At 55.0% G+C, this 22,461-nt stretch carries 20 protein-coding genes; 4 read left to right on the forward strand and 16 right to left on the reverse strand.

The annotated features are described in order from the left end of the window. Positions 1-109: 109 nt before the first annotated feature. From hemG to pepQ, 4 genes are read right to left on the reverse strand one after another with little or no spacing between them, the layout of a single operon-like run. Positions 110-646 (reverse strand): menaquinone-dependent protoporphyrinogen IX dehydrogenase, encoded by a 537-nt coding sequence (hemG, locus tag ACZ3HG_RS21405; RefSeq protein ID WP_191935672.1) that lies wholly within the window; start codon positions 644-646, stop codon positions 110-112. A 14-nt stretch (positions 647-660) separates the two neighbouring features. Then, entirely contained in the window at positions 661-2,112 is a 1,452-nt protein-coding gene (gene trkH, locus ACZ3HG_RS21410) for a Trk system potassium transporter TrkH (protein ID WP_191935671.1), read from the reverse strand. A 28-nt stretch (positions 2,113-2,140) separates the two neighbouring features. Continuing rightward, positions 2,141-2,752: an IMPACT family protein gene (locus ACZ3HG_RS21415; RefSeq protein WP_191935670.1), complete on the reverse strand. Its 612-nt coding sequence runs from the start codon at positions 2,750-2,752 to the stop codon at positions 2,141-2,143. After that, the gene (gene pepQ, locus ACZ3HG_RS21420) at positions 2,752-4,083 is read right to left on the reverse strand and encodes a Xaa-Pro dipeptidase (protein WP_191935669.1); all 1,332 of its coding nucleotides are present in this window, start codon (positions 4,081-4,083) and stop codon (positions 2,752-2,754) included. The genes ACZ3HG_RS21415 and pepQ overlap by 1 nt, the downstream gene beginning before the upstream one ends. A 187-nt stretch (positions 4,084-4,270) precedes the next feature. Here pepQ and fadB point away from each other — a divergent pair, with 187 nt between their 5' ends. After that, positions 4,271-6,457, forward strand: a complete 2,187-nt coding sequence (gene fadB / locus ACZ3HG_RS21425) for a fatty acid oxidation complex subunit alpha FadB (protein ID WP_465334358.1) — start codon at positions 4,271-4,273, stop codon at positions 6,455-6,457. A 10-nt stretch (positions 6,458-6,467) separates the two neighbouring features. Beyond that, entirely contained in the window at positions 6,468-7,631 is a 1,164-nt protein-coding gene (fadA, locus tag ACZ3HG_RS21430) for an acetyl-CoA C-acyltransferase FadA (RefSeq protein WP_191935667.1), read from the forward strand. A gap of 99 nt (positions 7,632-7,730) precedes the next feature. On the opposite strand, the gene fre is transcribed toward fadA, so the two are convergent. Both fre and ubiD read right to left on the reverse strand, forming a co-directional pair. Further along, positions 7,731-8,432 (reverse strand): NAD(P)H-flavin reductase, encoded by a 702-nt coding sequence (gene fre, locus ACZ3HG_RS21435; protein WP_191935666.1) that lies wholly within the window; start codon positions 8,430-8,432, stop codon positions 7,731-7,733. A gap of 45 nt (positions 8,433-8,477) precedes the next feature. Beyond that, on the reverse strand, positions 8,478-9,962 hold the full coding sequence (ubiD, locus tag ACZ3HG_RS21440) for a 4-hydroxy-3-polyprenylbenzoate decarboxylase (RefSeq protein WP_062748669.1): 1,485 nt from the start codon (positions 9,960-9,962) through the stop codon (positions 8,478-8,480). A gap of 354 nt (positions 9,963-10,316) precedes the next feature. On the opposite strand from ubiD, the gene rfaH reads away from it, so the two are divergent. Then, positions 10,317-10,805 (forward strand): transcription/translation regulatory transformer protein RfaH, encoded by a 489-nt coding sequence (rfaH, locus tag ACZ3HG_RS21445; RefSeq protein ID WP_191935665.1) that lies wholly within the window; start codon positions 10,317-10,319, stop codon positions 10,803-10,805. 41 nt (positions 10,806-10,846) lie between these two features. Here the strand turns inward: rfaH and tatD are convergent, their stop codons facing one another. From tatD to udp, 9 genes are all read right to left on the reverse strand, one after another. After that, positions 10,847-11,626 carry a 3'-5' ssDNA/RNA exonuclease TatD gene (gene tatD / locus ACZ3HG_RS21450; RefSeq protein WP_191935674.1) on the reverse strand — a complete coding sequence of 260 codons (780 nt, stop codon included), beginning with the start codon at positions 11,624-11,626 and terminating at the stop codon, positions 10,847-10,849. Positions 11,627-11,706: 80 nt separating this feature from the next. Beyond that, the gene (gene tatC / locus ACZ3HG_RS21455) at positions 11,707-12,468 is read right to left on the reverse strand and encodes a Sec-independent protein translocase subunit TatC (protein ID WP_062748661.1); all 762 of its coding nucleotides are present in this window, start codon (positions 12,466-12,468) and stop codon (positions 11,707-11,709) included. Positions 12,469-12,470: 2 nt separating this feature from the next. Continuing rightward, complete coding sequence (gene tatB / locus ACZ3HG_RS21460) at positions 12,471-13,004, reverse strand: Sec-independent protein translocase protein TatB (RefSeq protein ID WP_191935664.1); 534 nt, start codon at positions 13,002-13,004, stop codon at positions 12,471-12,473. Between the two features lie 3 nt (positions 13,005-13,007). Then, positions 13,008-13,259, reverse strand: coding sequence for a twin-arginine translocase TatA/TatE family subunit (gene tatA / locus ACZ3HG_RS21465; RefSeq protein WP_062748656.1), 252 nt, complete (start codon positions 13,257-13,259; stop codon positions 13,008-13,010). A 119-nt stretch (positions 13,260-13,378) separates the two neighbouring features. Further along, a complete protein-coding gene (ubiB, locus tag ACZ3HG_RS21470; RefSeq protein WP_062748654.1) occupies positions 13,379-15,016 on the reverse strand; it encodes a ubiquinone biosynthesis regulatory protein kinase UbiB in 1,638 nt (545 codons plus the stop codon). Next, positions 15,013-15,618: a ubiquinone biosynthesis protein UbiJ gene (gene ubiJ, locus ACZ3HG_RS21475; protein ID WP_191935663.1), complete on the reverse strand. Its 606-nt coding sequence runs from the start codon at positions 15,616-15,618 to the stop codon at positions 15,013-15,015. Before ubiJ ends, ubiB begins: the two co-directional genes overlap by 4 nt. Before the next feature lie 12 nt (positions 15,619-15,630). Further along, positions 15,631-16,386, reverse strand: coding sequence for a bifunctional demethylmenaquinone methyltransferase/2-methoxy-6-polyprenyl-1,4-benzoquinol methylase UbiE (ubiE, locus tag ACZ3HG_RS21480; RefSeq protein ID WP_062748649.1), 756 nt, complete (start codon positions 16,384-16,386; stop codon positions 15,631-15,633). A 74-nt stretch (positions 16,387-16,460) separates the two neighbouring features. Then, positions 16,461-17,993, reverse strand: a complete 1,533-nt coding sequence (rmuC, locus tag ACZ3HG_RS21485) for a DNA recombination protein RmuC (RefSeq protein WP_191935662.1) — start codon at positions 17,991-17,993, stop codon at positions 16,461-16,463. Between the two features lie 176 nt (positions 17,994-18,169). Further along, positions 18,170-18,931 (reverse strand): uridine phosphorylase, encoded by a 762-nt coding sequence (udp, locus tag ACZ3HG_RS21490; RefSeq protein ID WP_062748645.1) that lies wholly within the window; start codon positions 18,929-18,931, stop codon positions 18,170-18,172. Between the two features lie 296 nt (positions 18,932-19,227). Between udp and ACZ3HG_RS21495 the strand changes: the two genes are divergently transcribed. After that, positions 19,228-20,064 carry a dienelactone hydrolase family protein gene (locus tag ACZ3HG_RS21495; protein ID WP_062748643.1) on the forward strand — a complete coding sequence of 279 codons (837 nt, stop codon included), beginning with the start codon at positions 19,228-19,230 and terminating at the stop codon, positions 20,062-20,064. A gap of 40 nt (positions 20,065-20,104) precedes the next feature. On the opposite strand, the gene metE is transcribed toward ACZ3HG_RS21495, so the two are convergent. Then, positions 20,105-22,393: a 5-methyltetrahydropteroyltriglutamate--homocysteine S-methyltransferase gene (gene metE, locus ACZ3HG_RS21500; protein WP_191935661.1), complete on the reverse strand. Its 2,289-nt coding sequence runs from the start codon at positions 22,391-22,393 to the stop codon at positions 20,105-20,107. Between the last annotated feature and the right edge of the window lie 68 nt (positions 22,394-22,461).

Raw genomic sequence — 22,461 nt, forward strand, 5'->3', positions numbered from 1 at the left:
CCGTTGTGCCGTCTCAGTGGTTGCGCATTATAGGGAGTTCTGGACGGGTGACAAGGGTTTATTGCAAAAAAATGACTGGGCGCGTTATTTTTCAGCGAAGCGTCTTTTTTTACGACAATTTGCCTGGGAAATCAGCAAATTCATGAGCAAAACGGGCAACCTGCTGCCAGTCGGTATACTCAACTTCTTTACTGGTATCCGTTTCACCTTTAGTCATACGCATAATCAGCTTGATCATGAAACGGTCAAAGAAGCCGTAACGCGGATAGCGCAGCGCACCGGCGAATACGGCACAGCAGTCCGGTTCCCACGGAGACTGCAAAAGAAACTTACGCGTATAAGCATTTGTCTGAGGGGTACGCTTCTCGGGTTTACGAGCGGTCAGATTGACAGAGTAAAAACCACTAACGCGCTGCTGCAACGACGTAAGATGTGTTTTGACAAATTTCGCTACCGCTGGTTGGAAGTGACCATAACGAATAGAAGCACCAATGAGCACCCGATCGTACTGTGACCAGTCAATCTCGTTAACCAGCTGGATATCGAACACATCACACTCCCGCACCTCCTTCAGCTGGTTAGCAATATAGAAGGCGATTTCGCGGGTCTGACCATCACGGCTGGAAAAAAGGATTAATGCTTTCATTGTTGCACTCTCACTCATTCACGCCAGAAAGTTGGCGTAAACAGAACTAACAAGGTGAAGACTTCAAGACGCCCGAACAGCATCGTCAAAATCAGTATCCATTTGGCAGTATCATTCATTGACGTAAAGTTGTCTGCTACCACCCCAAGTCCTGGCCCAAGGTTATTCAGCGTTGCTGCAACGGCAGCAAATGCGGAGAAGTCATCAACGCCAGTGGCGATGATCGCCAGCATGCTGAGAATAAAGACCAGTGCATAGGCAGAGAAGAACCCCCACACGGCTTCGAGAATACGTTCAGGTAAGGCACGGTTACCCAATTTAATCGTGTAAACCGCATTTGGATGGACCAGTCTCTTCAGCTCACGCGACCCCTGCTTAAATAACAGTAGAATACGGATCACCTTCAGACCACCGCCGGTCGAGCCCGCACAGCCGCCAATAAAGGCCGAACAGAGTAACAATACCGGAAGGAAGAGTGGCCAGCGGGCAATACTGTCAGTCGTAAAGCCCGCCGTCGTCGCCATCGAGACCACCTGGAAGAAGGCCTGGTTAAGCGTTTCCATTCCGGTCTTGTAGACATTGTGGAACCACAGTACCAGCGTACAGATGATCACCAGCGTAATCTGCACCCCAATAAACATGCGAAATTCAGGATCGCGCCAGTAGACGCGCAGACTGCGTCCGCTCAGCAGTGAGAAGTGCAGGCCATAGTTACAGCCGGAAATCAGCAGGAAAACCGCGATGATGGTATTAATAGTGGGGCTGTTGAAGTAGCCTACGCTGGCGTCATGGGTGGAAAACCCCCCAATGGCAATGGTCGAGAAACTGTGCCCAATCGCATCAAACATCGGCATGCCTGCCATCCACAGAGCCAGCGCACAGGCGACCGTCAGCAGGACATAGATCAGCCAGAGGGTTTTCGCCGTTTCCGCAATACGCGGCCGCATCTTGTTATCCTTCAGCGGCCCGGGCATTTCAGCACGATAAAGCTGCATTCCGCCGACGCCCAGAATAGGCAAAATCGCCACGGCCAGCACAATGATCCCCATGCCACCGAGCCATTGCAGCATCTGCCGGTAAAACAGAATTGCCTTTGGCAATGAGTCCAGCCCCACCAGCGTGGTCGCTCCGGTCGTTGTCAGGCCGGAGAAAGACTCAAAGAACGCATCCGTAATGGACAAGTTAGGCTGCTCAGAAAAAATGAACGGCATGGCACCCACGCTGCCCAGTACCGTCCAGAACAGCACGACAATCAGGAATCCTTCTCTTGGCTTCAGCTCACTTTTCTTTTTACGATTCGGCCACCACAGCAAGGTGCCAATCATCAGTGCCATGAAAAACGTCTGAGTAAATGCTCGCCCTGCACCATCGCGGTAAATCAATGCCACCAGCCCGGGCACGATCATGGTGCCTGAGAACAAGATGACCAGTAAACCCACTATGCGGGTGATGGCGCGAAAATGCATTCTGCCGTTCCTTTCCTGACATGAAGTGTTATTTGAGCGAGGCTAACTGCAAAGCGCCCCGGCTAAAGTCTGACAGATTTTGTCTGAACCCGGCCACCTGTGCATGAGGTAAGGCAAGGTGAAGCGTTATATTCTGCAAAAAATCCGTATTGAGTACCTGGCCGTCGAAACGCGCCACCATACGTTCAATCTCCCCCAACTGAGCATAATCACAGACGAGGCTAAAAGGCAGCATGGGAACTTTAATTTTGCGGGGCAGTAAACGCAGCGCCTGCTGTACCCCACCGCCATAGGCTTTGACCAGCCCACCGGTACCCAACTGGATGCCACCATAATAGCGCACGACCACCGCCGTAATTTCGCCAATGTTGTTGCCCATCAGTTGGGCCAGCATGGGCTTACCCGCCGTACCCGAAGGTTCCCCGTCATCGGAGAACCCAAGCTGTTGCGAATCATCCGGTGCGCCGGCCACAAAAGCCCAGCAATGATGCCGGGCCGTGGGATGCTGTTGTTTAACCTGCTGAACGAAGCCCCTCGCTGCCTCCACGCCTTCTGTATGCGCGAGCAGCGTGATAAAGCGGCTTTTTTTTATCTCTTCGCTGAAGCTAAAGTCCTCAGCAGGAATGTCGTAAGCGTCCATCAGTCCAGATGCAGATCGCGCGTCATGTTTTCCACGCCGTTAGCCTGGATCACCACGTTATCTTCGATTCGAATCCCGCCGTAAGGCTTAAGAGCATCAATTTTTGCCCAGTCAAAGTGCTGGCTGAACTTACCAGAACGCCACGGTGCCAGCAGAGAGTCGATAAAGTAAATACCCGGTTCAATCGTCAGCACCATGCCAGGCTCCAGCATTCGGGTACAGCGCAGATACGGATACTGCGCGGGAGCCGCCAGATGGGTTCCCCTGTCGTCCTGCATAAAGCCTGCGACATCGTGTACCTGAAGCCCCAGCGGATGGCCAATACCGTGTGGCATAAACGGCCCGGTAAGATCCTCTTTAACCATCGCTTCTGCACTCATTCCCTGCACCAGTTGGTGCTTCAGCAGCAGGCTGGCAATACGATAGTGCATCTGCTGATGATACTCGGTATAGCGCACACCCGCTTTCAGGGTGGCGATTAACGCAAGCTCTTCGGCGTTCATATCGCGGATAAGCTGCGCATATTCACTTTTATCACTGGCCGCATAGGTACGGGTCAGGTCAGCAGCATAGCCGTTATATTCGGCCCCGGCGTCGATCAGGAAACTACGACTCTGCTCGGGAGGCTGATGGTCAAGCCGGGTGTAGTGCAATACCGCCGCATGTTCATTAAGAGCAATGATATTACCGTAGGGGACATCCGTATCCCGGTGGCCGGTGGCACTGAGATAAGCAACATTAATATCGAACTCGCTCATCCCGGACAGAAAAGCTTCCTTCGCGGCACGGTGGCCGGTCACGGCCGTCTTTTGCGCCTGACGCATACAGTACAGCTCGTAACCGGTTTTATAAGCGCGATGATAGTGCAGGAAGTCGATCACGCCCTGCGGGTTAATCGCCTCGGCCTTTAGCCCAAGCTGAGTCGCTCGCGCAGGGACCGGACCGATATACGCAACGTTCTGCCGCTGCGCAGGAAGCTGCTGTGCAATATCATCCGCGTTTTTCAGTGCAATAATGTCGATTTCACCGGTCCAGAAACTGTGAGGTAACGGCTCGACGTTATGCCAGTAATCAACCGGTGAATAGAACCAGAGCCTGGGTTTATTCACGCCATCGATCCACAACCAGCAATTCGGTACCTGAGTCACCGGCACCCACGCCTTAAACTGCGGATTGACCTTAAACGGATAGGTGTGATCGTCGAGAAATACCGTCAGTAATTCCCCGGAATGAATCAGCATGGCATCAAGATTGTGCCGTGCCAGCACCTGCTGAGCGCGCTGCTGTAACGTATTCACATGCTGCTGATAAAGCGTAACCAGTGACTCCATTATCCTGCCTCCGATATCACGAAATTGTCGGCATCTTATCACAGCCTGCAGGGGGATGGCGTTTTGCCGCAGTTGTGATCTTGTTTGCAAATCGACAACGTATCGTTTGCAAATAATTAACACGGCTTCCACACTCACGATCATCTGGTATGACCAGATCCCTTTTATCGCAGCTCAGGAGACAGACATGCTCTACCAAGGCGAAACCCTTTCCCTCGACTGGCTGGAAGACGGCATTGCCGAACTGGTATTTGACGCGCCCGGCTCGGTGAACAAGCTGGATACAAAGACAGTGGCCAGCCTCGGTGAAGCCCTCTCTGTGCTGGAACAGCAGCCCGGGCTGCGCGGTGTACTACTGAGTTCGCGTAAGCCTGCGTTTATTGTCGGGGCCGATATTACCGAGTTTCTTTCGCTGTTTACGGCCAGTGAGGAAAAACTGGCCCAGTGGCTGACCTATGCCAACAGCATCTTCAACCGCCTGGAAGACCTGCCGGTTCCCACCGTTTCTGCCATCAGCGGCTATGCGCTGGGTGGCGGTTGTGAATGCGTACTGGCAACGGACTTCCGCATTGCGACCCCTGATGCACGCATTGGTCTGCCAGAGACGAAACTCGGCATTATGCCAGGCTTTGGCGGCTCGGTTCGTCTTCCCCGTCTGTTGGGCGCTGACAGCGCACTGGAAATTATTGCCGCCGGTAAGGATATCGATGGCTCTGAGGCGTTGAAAGTAGGACTGGTCGATGCCGTTGTGGTGGCAGATAAGCTGCAGGCGGCGGCACTGTCCGTATTGAAAGAGGCCATTTCAGGCAGGCAACCGTGGCGTGAGCGCCGCCAGCCAAAGCTGGAACCGTTAAAACTGAGCAAAATTGAAGCCGCCATGAGCTTCACGACAGCCACGGCGATGGTGATGCAGACCGCCGGAAAACACTATCCGGCTCCCGTGACTGCCGTCAAAACCATTGAAGCTGCTGCCCGTCTGGGCCGAGACGAAGCCCTGAAACTGGAAACGGCGGCCTTTGTGCCACTGGCACGCTCCAGTGTGGCGCGTGCGCTGGTAGGTATTTTCCTTAACGATCAGGCCGTCAAAGCCAGCGCAAAAAAACTCACCCGCGATGTGGAAACACCGAAACGGGCCGCCGTGCTGGGTGCAGGGATTATGGGGGGCGGTATTGCCTACCAGTCAGCCTGGAAAGGCGTACCGGTTATCCTGAAAGACATCAGTGAGCAATCACTGGCGCTGGGAATGGGCGAGGCCGCTAAATTGCTGAACAGGCAGCTGACGCGCGGCAAGATCGACGGGATGAAGCTGGCTGGCGTGATTGGCACGATCCAGCCCACCCTGCACTATGCTGGCTTTGAGCGTGTCGATGTGGTGGTCGAAGCGGTAGTGGAAAATCCACAGATTAAAGCCGCCGTGCTGGCGGAAGCAGAAAGCCACATCCGACCCGATGCTATCCTGGCCTCGAACACCTCAACCATCCCCATTACCCAGTTAGCCAAGGCATTAACCCGCCCGGAAAACTTCTGCGGGATGCACTTCTTTAATCCTGTGCCGCGTATGCCGCTGGTTGAGGTGATCCGTGGGGAGAAAACCGCCGGGTCCACCATTGCCAAAGTGGTGGCCTGGGCCAGCAAAATGGGGAAAACGCCCATTGTGGTCAACGACTGCCCGGGATTCTTTGTCAATCGCGTGCTGTTCCCCTACTTCGCCGGCTTCAGTCTGCTGCTGCGCGACGGGGCGGACTTCCGCCAGATTGATAAAGTGATGGAAAAACAGTTTGGCTGGCCAATGGGCCCTTCCTGGCTGCTGGACGTCGTGGGTATTGATACGGCGCATCACGCTCAGCAAGTGATGGCGGAAGGTTATCCAGACCGTATGCAGAAAGCTTACCGTGATGCTGTCGACGTACTGTTTGACGCTAAACGTTTCGGCCAGAAAAATCAGCAGGGTTTCTGGCGCTGGGAAACCGATGCCAAAGGCAAGGCAAAAAAAGTCGCCGACGCGGAGACCAACCGCCTGCTGGAAGGCGTCTGTCAGCCCAAGCGGATCTTCAGCGATGAGGAAATTATCGCCCGCATGATGATCCCGATGATCAACGAAGTGGTTCGCTGTCTGGAGGAAGGGGTGATTGCCAGTCCGGCAGAAGCCGATATGGCGCTGGTCTATGGTCTGGGGTTCCCGCCGTTCCATGGAGGAGCATTCCGCTATCTCGACACGCTCGGGAGTGCAACATTTGTCGCCATGACCGAACCTTTTACCTCTCTTGGTGCGCTTTATCAGGTACCGGACACATTACGCGAAAAAGCGGCACAGGGGGGAAGCTGGTATCCCCTGGCAGCCCCGCTCGACGATTTATCTCTGAAAACGGCGTGAGGAAAAAAAAATGGAAAAAGTTGTCATCGTTGATGCCATCCGTACGCCGATGGGACGATCAAAAGGCGGTGCGTTTCGTCATGTACGGGCGGAAGATCTCTCTGCCCATTTAATGCGCAGCCTGCTGAGCCGTAACCCGGCGCTGAATGCCGCAGCCCTGGATGATATTTACTGGGGCTGTGTACAGCAAACACTGGAGCAGGGCTTTAATATTGCCCGTAACGCCGCACTGCTGGCAGAAATCCCCCACAGCGTGCCTGCAACGACGGTCAACCGCCTGTGTGGCTCGTCGATGCAGGCACTGCACGACGCTGCCCGTGCGATTATGGTGGGTGATGCCCGTTCCTGCCTGATTGGCGGCGTTGAGCATATGGGACACGTCCCGATGAACCACGGCGTGGACTTTCACCCCGGTCTGAGCCGCAGCGTGGCGAAGGCCGCAGGTATGATGGGCCTGACGGCTGAAATGCTGGCGAAAATTCACGGTATCAGTCGGGAAATGCAGGATCAATTTGCAGCGCGCTCGCATCAGCGGGCATGGGCTGCGACGGAAGCCGGGCACTTTGCCCGCGAGATCGTACCGGTGTCAGGTCACGATGCCGACGGCGTGTTGAAACGCTATGACACCGATGAGGTGATCCGTCCGGATACGACGGTAGAGAGCCTGGCAGCACTGCGTCCGGCCTTTGATCCGGTCAGAGGGACCGTGACTGCAGGGACAAGTTCAGCCCTTTCCGACGGTGCCGCAGCGATGCTGGTGATGAGTGAGTCGTTAGCGCAGGAGCTGGGCCTGAAGGCCCGCGCACGGATCCGCGCCATGGCCGTCGTGGGCTGCGATCCCTCCATTATGGGATATGGACCGGTTCCGGCTTCACAGCTTGCATTAAAACGTGCCGGTCTGACTATCAGCGATATCGGAGTCTTCGAACTGAATGAGGCTTTTGCCGCGCAGACCCTGCCGTGCATTAAAGACCTGGGGCTGATGGAGAAACTTGACGAGAAGGTCAATCTGAACGGCGGAGCCATCGCGCTGGGCCATCCACTGGGCTGTTCCGGGGCACGTATCAGTACCACCCTGCTCAATCTGATGGAAAGGAAGGATGCCCAGTTCGGTCTGGCGACCATGTGCATTGGGCTGGGACAGGGGATCGCTACCGTATTCGAACGGGTTTAATACGTTGATCTGGAAGTACTATTGCATGTTATTACCGCCTGTCAGGGGCGGTTTTTTTGCTGACAAGAAACGCAGGGGCAGCGGGACTGCCCCTGACGGTCAGATAAAGGCAAACGCATCGCCAAACATACGGGCTTCCTGCGCACCCCGTTCAGCACAGAAGCGCTCACGGGCAATTTTTGCCATCTCGAAACGACCCGCAATATAGATATCGTGATCGGCCAGAGAGCCATAATCCTGCATTACGGCGGTCAGAACCGTACCGTTACGACCGGTGAACCCCTCTTCAGGTTGTTCAACCACCGGAATGACACTCAGGTTAGGATGCTTAATCGCCAGCGCATTCAGTTCATCCAGATCGTACAGGTGCTTCAACTCCCGTCCGCCCCAGTAGATCGCAATATGCCGATCGGGCTGCTGCGACAGTGCGGTCAGCAGAATAGAGCGCGCGTAGGAAAAGCCGGTGCCGCCAGCAATCAGAACCAGCGGGCGGTCGTTCTCTTCACGCAGCCAGGCATCACCGTGGGGAATATCGACGGTGATCTCGCGCTGCTGTTGAATACGTTCCATCACCGCCATGGCATAGAGATTCAGTTCAGAGGCCCCGATGTGCAGCTCAATGATGTCTTTTTCCATGGGCGTTGAAGCCAGAGAGAATGGACGCTTGTCACGCTCATCCATCACGACCATCAAATATTGACCCGCTTTAAAGCTGAAATCAGCTTCCGGGATCAGTCTTACGCGGTACACGGTATCGGTAATCGCCTCTACTGAGGTCACTTTACAGCTTAAGGTTGTCATGCGTTCCCTCTGTCGGGTCGTCATTATCATTTGACCACCTGCGCGTCAGCGCGCAGGTGTATCACTCAAGATGCCTAACTCATCCCAAATCGCATCAATGCGTGCGGTGACGGCAGGATCCTTACGGATCGGCGTACCCCACTCGCGCTGGGTTTCACCCGGCCATTTATTGGTGGCATCAAGCCCCATTTTTGAGCCAAGGCCAGAGACCGGCGACGCAAAATCCAGGTAATCAATCGGCGTATTTTCTATCAGCACCGTATCACGTGCCGGATCCATTCGCGTGGTGATTGCCCAGATAACATCGTTCCAGTCGCGTGCATTAATGTCATCATCGCAAACGATAACAAATTTGGTGTACATAAACTGTCGCAGGAACGACCAGACGCCCATCATGACGCGTTTAGCGTGCCCGGCATACTGTTTCTTGATGGTCACAACCGCAAGCCGATAGGAGCATCCTTCCGGCGGCAGATAGAAATCCACGATTTCCGGGAACTGCTTTTGCAGGATCGGCACAAAGACTTCATTCAGCGCGACGCCCAGTACGGCAGGCTCATCCGGTGGACGCCCGGTAAAGGTCGAATGATAAATCGCATCACGGCGCTGGGTGATATGCGTGATGGTAAACACCGGGAAACTGTCCACTTCATTATAGTAGCCCGTGTGGTCACCGTAGGGTCCTTCAGGGGCCATTTCACCGGGTTCAATATACCCTTCCAACACGATTTCCGCGCTGGCGGGTACTTCCAGGTCGTTGGAAACGCACTTCACCACTTCCGTTTTGGTTCCGCGCAGCAGACCGGCGAAAGCATATTCTGACAGCGTATCGGGCACCGGCGTCACTGCCGCCAGAATGGTCGCCGGGTCAGCCCCCAGGGCTACAGAGACGGGGAAGCGCTCCCCGGGGTGCTGCTGGCACCACTCCTGGAAATCCAGCGCACCGCCACGGTGTGAGAGCCAGCGCATGATCAACTTGTTTTTGCCAATCACCTGCTGACGGTAGATCCCCAGGTTCTGTCGTTCTTTCAGCGGCCCACGGGTGACGGTCAGTCCCCATGTGACCAGGGGGGCGGCATCATCCGGCCAGCATTTCATGACCGGGATACGGCTTAAATCAACGTCATCTCCCTGCCAGATTTGCTCCTGACAGGGGGCACTGCGCAGCCGTTTCGTCGGCATGTTCAGCACCTGCTTCCACTGCGGCATTTTATCGAAGAAGTCGCGGAAACCACGCGGAGGTTCAGGCTCTTTAAGGAATGCCAGCAGACGGCCAACGTCACGCAGCGCTTTAACATCCTCCTGGCCCATTCCCATCGCGACGCGGTCCGGTGTACCAAAGAGATTACACAGAACCGGCATGCTGTAACCTTTTGGGTTCTCAAACAGCAGTGCAGGGCCACCGGCACGCAGCGTGCGGTCGGCAATTTCGGTCATTTCCAGATCGGGGTCGATCTCTTGTTTGATGCGTTTTAATTCCCCACGCTGTTCAAGCAGAGAAAGGAAGTCGCGTAAGTCGTGGTATTTCATGACTTTCCATCAGTACGGTCAGTGAGAAGGCCATTATAGTGCCGATCTCTGCCAGGGGGGTAGTTTTGTTACCAGGTTTACGCCACAGCCAAAAATGAGGCTGCTTCCAGACCGCGCTGCCGGTGGATCTCAGCCATCAGAGCCGCCGGTGGCTATAACGCAGATCGGGAAGCACTATTTATCGGTACGAAAAGGTTATTACCCGATCCGATAATTACTGCTAATTTGAAGTTATCCCGACAGCAGCCGGTTGAATAAGGCAGCAGGTGAAAACGAACGGATACCGCCAATCTCGCTATATCTATCTTAGCGATTTTGATATCCTTATCGACCAGATAATTGGAAAGCGATGTTATGGAATCCTGGTATTTACTTTACTGCAAACGAGGTCAGCTGCTGCGAGCAAAGGAGCATCTTGAGCGCCAGGCCGTACACTGCCTGAGCCCGATGATTGCTTTAGAGAAAACCGTGCGTGGCAAACGTACCCGGGTGGATGAGCCGTTATTCCCTAATTACCTGTTCATTGAATTCGATCCCGAATCCATTCATACCACGACCATTAGTGCGACGCGTGGCGTCAGTCATTTTGTCCGTTTTGGTAACCAACCTGCTACTGTACCTTTGGATGTTATTACCGCCCTGCAGAGCGATCCGGTTGATGTGGTCATCGACAGTGAACTGCCGCAGCCGGGTGACGCCGTGCTTATTACTGAAGGGGCATTTGAAGGACTGAAAGCCATATTTACCGAGCCGGATGGTGAAGCCCGCTCAATGTTATTGCTGAACCTGCTCAATAAGCAGGTGGTACGCAGCATAGGTAACCGCCAGTTCCAGAAGCTGTAACGGAAAGCGATCGGGGAGCAATGGTGCCCCCTCTGACCGGCTTAAAGACGAAACAGTTTCCGCGCATTTAATGCCGTTTGTTCTGCCAGCTCACCGGCATCCTCCCCACGCAACAGCGCCACCTGCTGTACAATATGCGGTAAAAAGCAGGGTTCATTGCGACGTGAAGCCGGGCGTGGATGCATATCTCTTGGCAATAACCACGGCGCATCGGTTTCCAGCAGCAGACGATCTGCCGGAATTAACGGCATCAGCTCCCGCAACGCCTGTCCCCGCCGCTCATCACATACCCAGCCGGTAATGCCAATGGATAATCCCATCGCCAGACAGGCCTCCAGCTCCTCGCGCGTTCCGGTAAAACAGTGCAGCACAGAAGCAGGCAGCTGAGGCAGCCAGGGAGCCAGAATGGCGATAAACCGTTCATGGGCTTCGCGACAGTGTAGGAACACCGGCAGCGACAGCTCGGCCGCCAGCGCCAGCTGAGCATTAAAGGCATATTCCTGCTGGTCAGGTTCTGAGAAATTGCGGTTGAAATCAAGCCCACACTCGCCGATGGCAACAACCCGATCGTTTTCAGCCAGCCGGCGCAGCGTGGCGGCAGTTTCCGCCGACCACTCGCTGGCATGATGAGGATGAACACCCGCCGTTGACCAGCAATAGTCCGGGTGCTGCTGCGCAAGGCTGCGGGCCTGCTGACTTTCCAGCGCGTTGGTGCCCGTAATTAACATGCCGGTGACACCCGCCTCGCGCGCACGTTTAACCACCTTTTCACGATCTTTTGCGAACTGCGTGCTGGTCAGGTTTACACCAATATCAAACATAGTTTCATCCATACAGTAACCGCCCTGACGGGCGGTTAATCAATTCAAACTGTTCTGCCGTGGCAGCCGTTCGCGCAACGTTACTCTGATTCTGCGTCCTGCTCTGCATCTTCATCGCGGCGGTTTTTGCCAACGTAGAAACGGGAAACAAACACCCCCACCTCAAACAGGCAATACATCGGAATGGCCAACAGCGTCTGGGAAAAGATATCCGGCGGTGTCAGCAACATGCCAACCACAAAGGCCCCTACCAGCACATACGGGCGTTTCTCACGCAGGTCTTCCGGAGTGGTGACCCCCGTCCAGCACAACAGTACGATAGCAATCGGTACTTCAAACGACACGCCAAACGCCATAAATAACGTCATCACAAAATCGAGATAGTTATTAATGTCGGTGGCAATCTGTACACCCTGTGGCGCCGTCTTGGAAAAGAAACTAAACGCCAGCGGGAAGACAATAAAGTAGGCGAAAGCCATCCCCAGGTAGAATAGGAATGAACTGGAAAACAGCAGTGGCATAACCAGCTTGCGCTCATGACGATACAGCGCAGGGGCGACAAAGGCCCAGACCTGGTAAAGAATGACCGGCACTGACAGGAACAGTGAAACAATGATCGTCAGCTTAATCGGCGTAAAGAACGGAGAGGCCACATCCGTTGCGATCATGCTGGCCCCGGCAGGTAACTGTTTGATCAGCGGGGCCGAGACAAGCTGGTAAATGTCGTTAGAGAAATACACCAGACACAAAAAAATGGCCAGAACAGCGATGATGCTGTTCAGCAGGCGCTTACGTAGCTCAATCAGATGACTGATAAGCGGTTGGGTATCATCAACAGCCATGTTTATCGTTCATCGCTTGGTTGTCCAGGGGGTACGGATGCACGCGGAGCGGCGGACGCTGGCGGCTCCTGAGGTTCCGGCGGAGGTGAAGAGGCAGACTGGGTGACCGTTACCGGTGCCTGTGCTGGCGCACTGGCCTGGTGGTCCGCTGCCGCAGGGGTCACACCATCATGCGATTCCTGCGGATCTTTCACTAACGGATTATGGATAGTGTGCGCTTCATCGTCGGCTTTTTCATTTTCGCCCAGGTAAGAGCGCTTCATCGAATCGGCCGTCTGCTTCAATTCCTCTACCGAGGCTTTAAGCTCAGGAGAAAGGCTGTCTTTGCTGGCCTGTTCAATTTTCTTCAGACCGTCCTGCAGCTCCTGAATCTTCAGCTCCTGAGCCAGTTCATTCTGAACGCTGGTTGCAAGAGAACGCAGCGCACGGATCCAGCCCATCACCGTTCTGACTGCTACGGGTAAACGCTGCGGGCCCAGTACGACCAGGCCAATAACGAATACCAGTACCAGTTCACTAAAGCCTATGTCGAACACGGTTTATACCTTGTCGTTCTTGACGTCTTCTTTCTTTGCTTCTGTATGCTGTTGATCAGCCAGTTTGGCATTGAAGTCAGCATCGTTAGCGTTCGCTTTGTCTTTCTCTTTATCGTCTTCATCGCTCATCGCTTTTTTAAAGCCTTTGATGGACGAACCGAGATCAGACCCCAGGGAACGGAGCTTTTTGGTGCCGAACAGCAGGACGACGAGTACGGCGATGATTAACAAGTGTGGAAGTGTAATGCCACCCATTATTACCTCTGATATCAATAATTGATGCGAGTTTCGAGTATATAACAGCTTATGTCGTGCTGACGATGTACAAACCACACCCCCCGCGCAATAAGCTGCCTATTTACCTTTCATGACAATCAGTTTGTTCTGCGCCAGCCAACCAGCCAGGCAACAACGCCTGCGGCCATCAGTCCGGCAGAGAACACGTCCCATTCCGGGCGCGACAGCAGGATTGCCGTCCCACTGAGCAACAATGTTGCGCCGACACCAAAGAGATAACGTGACTGATGCTGCTTAGCACGCTCCCCTTTCAGATCGTTCGCCAGCCGGTCAACGCTGTGCCGTAAATGCTTGTGCTGACGCAGGCTGTCATAAAACAGCTCGGGCAGCTCAGGCAGTTTTTCCGCCCAGAATGGCGCTTTTTCTTTCAGTGCCCGCACGATGGCAGGGATACCGACCTGATCTTTAATCCAGTCTTCCAGGAACGGTTTGGCCGTCTTCCACAAATCCAGCTGTGGATAGAGCTGGCGACCGACGCCCTCAACATACAGCAGCGTTTTTTGCAGCAAAACCAGCTGAGGCTGGACTTCCATATTAAAGCGACGTGCCGTATTGAACAGGTTGAGCAGCACATGTCCGAACGAAATTTCGGCCAGCGGCTTCTCAAAAATAGGTTCACACACGGTGCGTATAGCGAACTCAAAATCTTCCACGTTGGTATCCGGCGGCACCCAGCCCGAATCAACGTGAAGCTCGGCGACTTTGCGGTAGTCACGATTAAAGAAGGCAATGAAGTTTTCAGCCAGGTAGCGTTTATCTTCTTTGTTCAGTGACCCCACGATGCCGCAGTCGATGCCGATATATTGCGGGTCTTCCGGGTGTTCATAGCTGACAAAAATGTTCCCCGGGTGCATATCCGCATGGAAGAAGCTGTCACGGAACACCTGGGTAAAGAACACCTGCACACCGCGCTCAGCCAGCAGTTTCATATTGACACCATGCTGTTCCAGCGTCACCACGTCGGAAATGGGAATGCCGTAAATACGCTCCATTACCATCATGTTTTCCGTGCAGTAGTCTGAATACACTTCCGGCACGTAAAGCATGCGGCTACTGTCAAAGTTACGTCTGAGCTGGATCGCATTCGCCGCTTCACGCAGCAGGTTCAGTTCATCAAGCAGTGTCTTTTCGTAATCCGCGACCACTTCCCGTGGCCGCAAACGTCGCCCGTCAGGCAGCAAACGCGGCACCCAGCGTGCCAGGCGATAAATCAGCCGCATATCCGCTTTTATCACCGGTAAAATGTCAGGGCGAATCACTTTGATCACCACTTCACGACCGTTTTCTTTCAGCGTGGCGGTATGAACCTGGGCGATGGAGGCGGAGGCCAGCGGGACGATATTAAAATCGTCGAACTGGGTTTCGATCGGCGCACCCAGTGACTGTTCGATCAGTTTAAGGGCTTTTTTACCGTCAAATGGCGCAACACGATCCTGCAACATGGCCAGTTGATCGGCGATCAGCGGCGGGAACAGGTCGCGCCGGGTCGACATCATCTGACCAAACTTAATCCACACCGGCCCCAACTGCTCAAGCGCCAGGCGTAAACGCTCACCCAGTGGCCTGTCTTTATGGCGATTAGGCATCCAGAACAGGCATTTACGGCCGAAGCGTAATGGCAGTGTGAGGCGTATTTTGGGGATCAGTTCATCCAGGCCATAGCTGAGGAAAACCCGAATAATCAGATAAAGACGACGCAGTTCACCAAAGGTCATTTGGCCTCCATCTGGTTAAGGCGTGCGTCCAGCGCATCCAGTGAACGGGACACGGCATCCACTTCTTCAGCAAACCAGGCCAGCTCAAGGGAGCCGGGTGCCACACGCCACTCTTCAGTCAGCGTTTGTGACAGGTAGTTCTGCTTGCGCTGCACATCACGGCGTACGGCATTGAAGCCGCGACGGGCAAACTGAGTCATCCCCTGAGCAGCAATATCGCCGGTCCAGGGGGCAAGATATTCGGCAGGATCGAGTTCAGCCAGGTCAAGGAGCGCGGAAAACTGCTGCACCACCTGGAGATCACCGTCAACGTCGAGTTCACCGCTGCGTATCAGCGTGGTCAGTTGCTGACGGTCACGCAGTTTTGACAGCGTAGAAAAGCGTGTTTTCACCGTACAGTCCGGCGTATCACCCCACTCACCTATCACATCAACCTGCTGTTCACTGAAAATAAAAATCAGGGGCTGCTTCAGCTCAGCCAGCAAGATGGCCAGACTGCGACCATTGAGACGTTGACGCGCCGCCTTAAGGCCACGATCGCGGTAGAGCAGATGATTGAGCGCGGTCTCCAGACTGGCAGTTAATAGCGGCGTTAATGTCATGCGTTTCCCTGCTTAAAACTTGAATCCGCGGTGCAAGGCAACGATGCCGCCCGTCAGATTGTGATACGTCGTATTTTCAAAGCCCACATCCATCATCATCTGCTTCAGGGTTTCCTGATCGGGATGCATACGGATGGATTCAGCCAGATAGCGATAGCTGCCGGCGTCTTTTGCCACCATTTCACCAATGCGCGGCAAAATGTGGAAGGAGTAAGCATCGTAGGCTTTGCTCAGGGGTTCGAACTGCGGCTTGGAGAACTCCAGCACCAGCAGACGCCCGCCTGGCTTAAGCACGCGAAACATCGAGGCCAGGGCCTTCTCTTTTTCGGTGACGTTACGCAGGCCGAACGCAATGGTAATACAGTCAAAGTAGTTATCGGGGAACGGCAGGGCTTCTGCATTCGCCTGAACATAATTCACATTACCGATAATGCCTTTGTTACGCAGCTTATCGCGGCCCACCTTCAGCATTGAGCTGTTGATATCCGCCAGTACCACCTCACCGGTTTCCCCCACCAGACGCGAGAATTTTGCGGTGAGATCGCCCGTGCCACCGGCCAGGTCCAGCACGCGCTGCCCGCGGCGCACGCCGCTGGAATCAATGGTGAAACGCTTCCAGATACGGTGAATACCGAATGACATCAGGTCATTCATCAGATCATATTTGGCCGCAACGGAATGGAAAACATCAGCCACCATATCGGCCTTTTCGTCTTTCGCAACCGTGCGATAGCCAAAGTGGGTAGTGTCCTTTGATTCATCTGCCATTTGTTTTGCCTGCTCTACAATCAAATATTTGCCAAGTGTACCAGAGTCATGAAGACCAGGCACTTGCCGAAGGTTTATTCATTGACGCGGCGAGTGAGGGCATCTGCCGCAAACTCCGGCTTGTCAGCAGGCGAGTCGTCGTCCTCGTCTCCCTCGTCATCAGCTTCAGGCAGCGCCTGCCCCACCAGCCGGGGGTTGATCGGACGCTTCACTTCAACGCCCATCTGACGGAACCCTTCGGTCTGGGCAATCAGATTACCGCGCCCTTCCGACAATTTTTTCATTGCCTGGCGGTAGCTGTCCTGAGCCTTATCAAGGTTCTGACCGATTGCACTCATATCATCGACAAACAGGCGCATTTTGTCATACAGCCTGGCGGCGCGATCGGCAATACGCTGGGCGTGGCGGCTTTGATGTTCATAACGCCACAGATTATTAATCGTGCGCAGCGCCACCAGCAGCGTGGTCGGACTCACCAGCATGATATTCTGATTCAGCGCCTCGTTGATCAGCTCCGGCTGCCGATCGATGGCCAGCAGGAATGCCGGTTCAACCGGGATAAACATCAACACATAATCCAGTGAACGTAAACCAGGTAATTGTTGGTAATCTTTTCGACTCAGCAGCCGCAAGTGCCCGCGTATCGCGGCAATATGCTCGCTAATGGCCAGCTCACGTGCGGCGTCGTCCTCGCCGTTAAAATAGCGTTCGTAGGCGACCAGCGTCATTTTTGCATCGATCACCACATCTTTGCCCTGGGGTAGCCGCACTATCACATCCGGCTGCATTCGCCCTTTCTGTTCAAGCTGAATATTCACCTGGGTTTCATACTCATGGCCTTCCCGCAGCCCGGACGCTTCCAGTACCCGGCTAAGGATCACCTCACCCCAGTTCCCCTGGGTTTTGTTATCCCCTTTCAGCGCTTTCGTCAGGTTTATCGCTTCCTGTGCCATCTGAGCATTGAGCTGTTGCAGGTTACGAATTTCATGCGCGAGGGTATGCCGCTCACGCGCCTCCTGCCCAAAGCCTTCCTGTACCTGACGGCGGAAACCCTCCAGCTGTTCACGCAGCGGTGTGATCAGACCGTGCAGGCTTTGCCGGTTTTGTTCATCCACCCGCCGGCCGCTGTTCTCAAAGATACGGTTCGCCAGGTTTTCAAATTGCGCATTAAGGCGTTGTTCACTATTAACCAACAGGCGCTGCTTTTCTTCGGCCGCCATCCGCGTCTCTTCCAGCCGGATAGTGACTTCCCGCAGTTCGGCTTCCTGAGACGCATTAATTTCCAGCTGATTTCGCAGTTCCCGGGTCAATTGCTCTGCTTCCCCACGCCAGTGATCGAGCTGATGCAGCTTCTCACCGGCGGCCGCCAGCGAACCGTGCAGCTGACGCAGCTCCTGTTCATTCTGTTTCTGCGTGTGGAGGTGAGCATCCAGTAACTGCTGCTGGCGCTGAAGTCCGGACTGAGCCTGTTCAGCTGCCTGCTGCTGTAGACGACGTTCCGTTTCGGCCTTCGCCAGCTGTTGCTGGCTGCGGATCCCGGCTATCAGCCAGCCAGCCAGTAACCCGACCAGGCCAATCCCCGCGCCATAAATGATTGATACATCCACCTTACTTCTCCTGCTGAAACCCTGACAGGGGAAAAATAGAGGCGCACTGTATGAATGTCCAGATAAAAAGCAGCGGTCTGGTCTGTAAACGCAGAATTATCGAGAGGGATCTGAATTCAGAGGCAGGAAAACGGGAGAGTAAAGGCCGTGCCACAGCACGGCCAAAGCATAAGCTATCAGATCAGGCGACGTGCGGCCTCGACGACGATTTTAACGGCATCGCTTTCGGTACGTTTCATGGTTTCCGCATCAGGGATTTCCTGCTGGGTGCGGTTCACAATCACCCCGGCCACCATCCCGGCGCGCAGGCCCTGGCTGGCGCACATGGTCAGCAGCGTTGCAGACTCCATCTCGTAGTTCAGTACGCCCATCTGCTGCCACTCTTTCATTGAGTTCTGGAAGCGGCTCACTACGCGTCCGGAGAAGGTGTCGTAGCGTTCCTGGCCCGGATAGAAGGTATCCGACGAGGCGGTGATACCAATATGGGTGGTGGCACCCGCCGCTTTCGCGGCCTCCACCAGCGCCGTGGTGCAGGTAAAGTCGGCGACGGCCGGGAATTCCAGTGGAGCAAAGTGCAGGCTGGCCCCGTCGAGGCGAACGGAACCGGTGGTCACCAGCACGTCACCGACATTAATACCCGGCTGGATCGCACCGGTGGTCCCGACGCGCAGGAAGGTCCGCACACCCAACTGCGCCAGTTCCTCCACCGCAATGGAGGTCGACGGGCCGCCGATGCCGGTGGAACAGACGATCACTGGCGTGCCAGACAGTTCAGCACGCCAGGTAGTGAATTCACGGTGTGAGGCCAGGTGGACAGGATTGTCCATCAGGGCGGCAATTTTCTTCACGCGCTCCGGGTCACCCGGCACGATGGCCAGCGTGGCGCCCTGAAGGTCGGCTTTAGTTAAGCCAAGATGGAAAACGTCAGACTGTGCCATTTGAAACTCCTGTCACGGGAAGAGGGAAGAATGAACTTAAGACTACTGTAAGGAAATCCGTCGCACTTTTATGTGATAAGCGTCGACAATACAAATGAAAATTACATTGATTACATTATAAATAGTGACACCCATCACATCATACAACCCAGCCTGACCGCTTTCACACGCCTGACCCTGTCGTTTGGGGTGATCTGATGATAAGAGATACCAGAGGTGATGTCTGACCCCGGCGCATTTCGGGCTATAGTTAAACCCTTAATGCCGATCGTATTTGTGCACGCATGGAGAGGATAATGAAAACCGACGATAACACGACGCAAGAACAGAACAATAACGGCTTCGCGCCAGCCACGCTTCCCACTGCCGCCACTACGATTACCACGGACAGCGCGGATATTCTTTCGGGTGAGACGTCAATTCCGACCCAGGGTGAGAACATGCCTGCCTTCCATGCAAAACCGCGTCATGCCGAAGGGCTGCTGCCGGTGGTGCTGGTGATTCAGGAGATCTTTGGGGTTCACGAACATATCCGCGATATCTGCCGTCGTCTGGCGGCTGAAGGTTACCTTGCGGTAGCGCCTGAACTCTATTTTCGCCAGGGCGACCCGGCGGACTATAACGATATTCCGACCTTGTTCAGTGAACTGGTGAGTCAGGTTCCGGATACTCAGGTGCTGGCCGATCTTGACCATGTTGCCAACTGGGCATCCCGTCATGGCGGTGATATGCGCAATATGGCCGCTACCGGCTTTTGCTGGGGGGGACGAATTACCTGGCTGTACGCCGCACACAATCCCCAGCTTAAAGCGGCGGTAGCCTGGTACGGCAAACTGGTGGGTGAAAAAACCATGAAACAGCAGAAACAGCCAGTCGATATCGCGGTGGATCTTAACTCCCCGGTGCTGGGCCTGTACGGCGGCAAAGACGACAGCATTCCGCAGGAGAGCGTGGAAACCATGCGCCAGGCACTGCGGGCGGCCAATGCCACGGCGGAAATTATCGTTTATCCTGATGCCGGCCATGCCTTTAATGCCGACTATCGCCCGAGCTACCATGCCGAATCCGCTCAGGACGGCTGGCAGCGTATGCTGGCCTGGTTTAAGCAGCATGGCGTTGCGCCTAAAGCGTAAAAAAACAGGGGCGCCATGCGCCCCTCGTTGATAACCACCATCACAACACCGGGAATGATGCGCTCTGTGCATTACGCAGGTTGTGCGCCGCTTTGACCATGTTGGCCAGTGCCTGACGGGTTTCAGTCCAGCCGCGGGTTTTCAGGCCGCAGTCCGGGTTCACCCACAGTCGCTCAGGCGGAATGCGCTGTGCGGCCTTGCGTAGTAGTGCTTCCATCCACGCCACATCAGGCACGTTCGGCGAGTGAATGTCGTACACCCCGGGGCCGATGTCATTCGGATACTCAAACTCCTCAAACGACTCCAGCAGTTCCATATCCGAACGTGAGGTTTCGATGGTGATCACATCCGCATCCAGGGCGGCAATGGACTCCATGATGTCATTGAACTCGCAGTAACACATATGGGTGTGGATCTGGGTGTCATCCTTCGCCACGGCGGCGTTGAGGCGGAAGGCGTCTACCGCCCATGCCAGATAGGCAGACCAGTCGGAACGGTGCAGCGGTAACCCTTCGCGCAGGGCCGGTTCATCGATCTGAATAATACCAATGCCGGCGTTTTCAAGATCTACCACTTCATCACGCAGCGCCAGCGCAATCTGTTTAGCAATGGTTTCCCGGGACACATCTTCGCGTGGGAACGACCAGCACAGAATGGTGACCGGACCGGTCAGCATGCCTTTCACCGGTTTATCAGTCAGGGACTGTGCGTATTTCGCCCACTCAACGGTGATCGCGTCAGGACGGCTGACGTCACCGATAATCACCGGCGGTTTCACACAGCGTGAACCGTAGCTTTGCACCCAGCCATTCTGGGTGAAGATGAACCCGTCGAGGTTTTCACCAAAATACTCCACCATATCGTTACGCTCTGCCTCTCCGTGAACCAGCACGTCCAGCCCCAGTCGCTCCTGCTCTGCAATCGCCTGTCTGATGTGGCTGGCGATGCCGGTACGATAGTGGCTGCCGTCCAGTCTTCCCTGTTTAAAATCAAGCCGCAGGCCGCGAATTTCAGTGGTTTGTGGGAAAGAACCGATAGTGGTGGTGGGCCAGGCTGGCAGCTGAAAACGCTGGCGCTGGGCATGCGCACGTACCGGATAGGGGCTGTTACGCTGGCTGTCTCGGGCCGTAATAGCGGCCAGGCGCTGACCCACTGCCGCATTGTGTACACGGGAGGAGTGCTGGCGGGCACGGATCGGCGCGCTCCAGGCTTCCAGGGAGCCAGGATCATTATGATTCAGGGCGTTGCTTAACAGCGACAGCTCGGCACACTTTTGCAGGGCAAACGCGAACCAGCTTTTCACTTCATCATCGAGACGGGTTTCGACGCTGAGGTCAATGGGGCTGTGCAGCAGTGAACAGGACGATCCGATCCACAGCTGTTTGCGCGTGGCCACCAGCGGCTGCAGGCGCTCAAACCAGCGGCTCAGGTCGGCACGCCAGACATTACGGCCGTTAATCACACCAACGGAGAGTACCCAGTCTGCCGGCACCGTACGGTTCAGTACCGTGATGTCGTCTTTGCCGTGAACCAGGTCAACGTGCAGGCCCTGTACCGGCAGCGCGGTAATGGTGTCGAGGTTCTGACCGATGCTGTCAAAGTAGGTGGTCAGCAGCAGTCGCGTCTCCCCCTGCAGGGCAGTGTAAGCAGGTTTAAAGGCCGCCAGCCACTCAGGGGGCAGCTCCAGCGCCAGGGCAGGCTCGTCGATCTGCACCCATTCAATACCCCGTTTAGCCAGTTCGGCCAGCACCTGCTGGTAGACCGGCAGAATATCGTTCAGCAGGCTCAGGCGGTCAAAAGCGTCCCCTTTCACCTTGCCCAGCCACAGATAGGTCACCGGACCAAGCAAAACGGGTTTCACGTTATGTCCCAACGCCAGTGCTTCATCCACTTCCTCCAGCAGCTGGGCCCAGGTCAGTCTGAACTGCTGGCCCTGAACAAACTCCGGAACCATATAGTGATAGTTCGTGTTAAACCATTTGGTCATTTCTGCCGCTGCCGCCGGTTCACCGGTCGGCGCACGGCCACGCCCGATCCGGAATAGCGTATCAAGGTCAACTGAGCCATCTTTATTCTGATGACGCGACGGAACGTTACCCAGCAGCAGGCTGGTGGTCAGAACATGATCGTACCAGGCAAAATCGCCCACTGGCAGCAGGTTAACGCCGGCGTCTTTCTGCTGTTGCCAGTGGCGGGCACGCAGTTCGCGGCCGGTGGCCAGCAGCGCTTCCCGCGAGCTGTTGCCTGCCCAGTAGCTTTCCTGCGCTTTTTTCAGTTCGCGACGCAGACCAACGCGGGGGAAGCCGAGAGTATGGTTAAGAATCGTCATCAGTTGTGCCTCGTTAGTTAACCTATGCTGCACCAGTCAGTGCATTTAGCCATCCAGATGTTTACACC

This window comes from Erwinia sp. PME.40.26/001, from assembly GCF_055556675.1.

Excerpts from the sequence above, each read along its gene's own strand:
- fadA (WP_191935667.1), top strand. The coding sequence starts at position 6,468 with ATGGAAAAAGTTGTCATCGTTGATGCCATCCGTACGCCGATGGGACGA.
- tatC (WP_062748661.1), bottom strand. The coding sequence starts at position 12,468 with ATGGCTGTTGATGATACCCAACCGCTTATCAGTCATCTGATTGAGCTA.
- ubiD (WP_062748669.1), bottom strand. The coding sequence starts at position 9,962 with ATGAAATACCACGACTTACGCGACTTCCTTTCTCTGCTTGAACAGCGT.
- rfaH (WP_191935665.1), top strand. The coding sequence starts at position 10,317 with ATGGAATCCTGGTATTTACTTTACTGCAAACGAGGTCAGCTGCTGCGA.
- ubiB (WP_062748654.1), bottom strand. The coding sequence starts at position 15,016 with ATGACCTTTGGTGAACTGCGTCGTCTTTATCTGATTATTCGGGTTTTC.
- trkH (WP_191935671.1), bottom strand. The coding sequence starts at position 2,112 with ATGCATTTTCGCGCCATCACCCGCATAGTGGGTTTACTGGTCATCTTG.
- pepQ (WP_191935669.1), bottom strand. The coding sequence starts at position 4,083 with ATGGAGTCACTGGTTACGCTTTATCAGCAGCATGTGAATACGTTACAG.
- tatD (WP_191935674.1), bottom strand. The coding sequence starts at position 11,626 with ATGTTTGATATTGGTGTAAACCTGACCAGCACGCAGTTCGCAAAAGAT.
- udp (WP_062748645.1), bottom strand. The coding sequence starts at position 18,931 with ATGGCACAGTCTGACGTTTTCCATCTTGGCTTAACTAAAGCCGACCTT.
- hemG (WP_191935672.1), bottom strand. The coding sequence starts at position 646 with ATGAAAGCATTAATCCTTTTTTCCAGCCGTGATGGTCAGACCCGCGAA.
- ubiJ (WP_191935663.1), bottom strand. The coding sequence starts at position 15,618 with ATGACATTAACGCCGCTATTAACTGCCAGTCTGGAGACCGCGCTCAAT.
- tatA (WP_062748656.1), bottom strand. The coding sequence starts at position 13,259 with ATGGGTGGCATTACACTTCCACACTTGTTAATCATCGCCGTACTCGTC.
- fadB (WP_465334358.1), top strand. The coding sequence starts at position 4,271 with ATGCTCTACCAAGGCGAAACCCTTTCCCTCGACTGGCTGGAAGACGGC.
- metE (WP_191935661.1), bottom strand. The coding sequence starts at position 22,393 with ATGACGATTCTTAACCATACTCTCGGCTTCCCCCGCGTTGGTCTGCGT.
- ACZ3HG_RS21415 (WP_191935670.1), bottom strand. The coding sequence starts at position 2,752 with ATGGACGCTTACGACATTCCTGCTGAGGACTTTAGCTTCAGCGAAGAG.
- ACZ3HG_RS21495 (WP_062748643.1), top strand. The coding sequence starts at position 19,228 with ATGAAAACCGACGATAACACGACGCAAGAACAGAACAATAACGGCTTC.
- fre (WP_191935666.1), bottom strand. The coding sequence starts at position 8,432 with ATGACAACCTTAAGCTGTAAAGTGACCTCAGTAGAGGCGATTACCGAT.
- ubiE (WP_062748649.1), bottom strand. The coding sequence starts at position 16,386 with ATGGCAGATGAATCAAAGGACACTACCCACTTTGGCTATCGCACGGTT.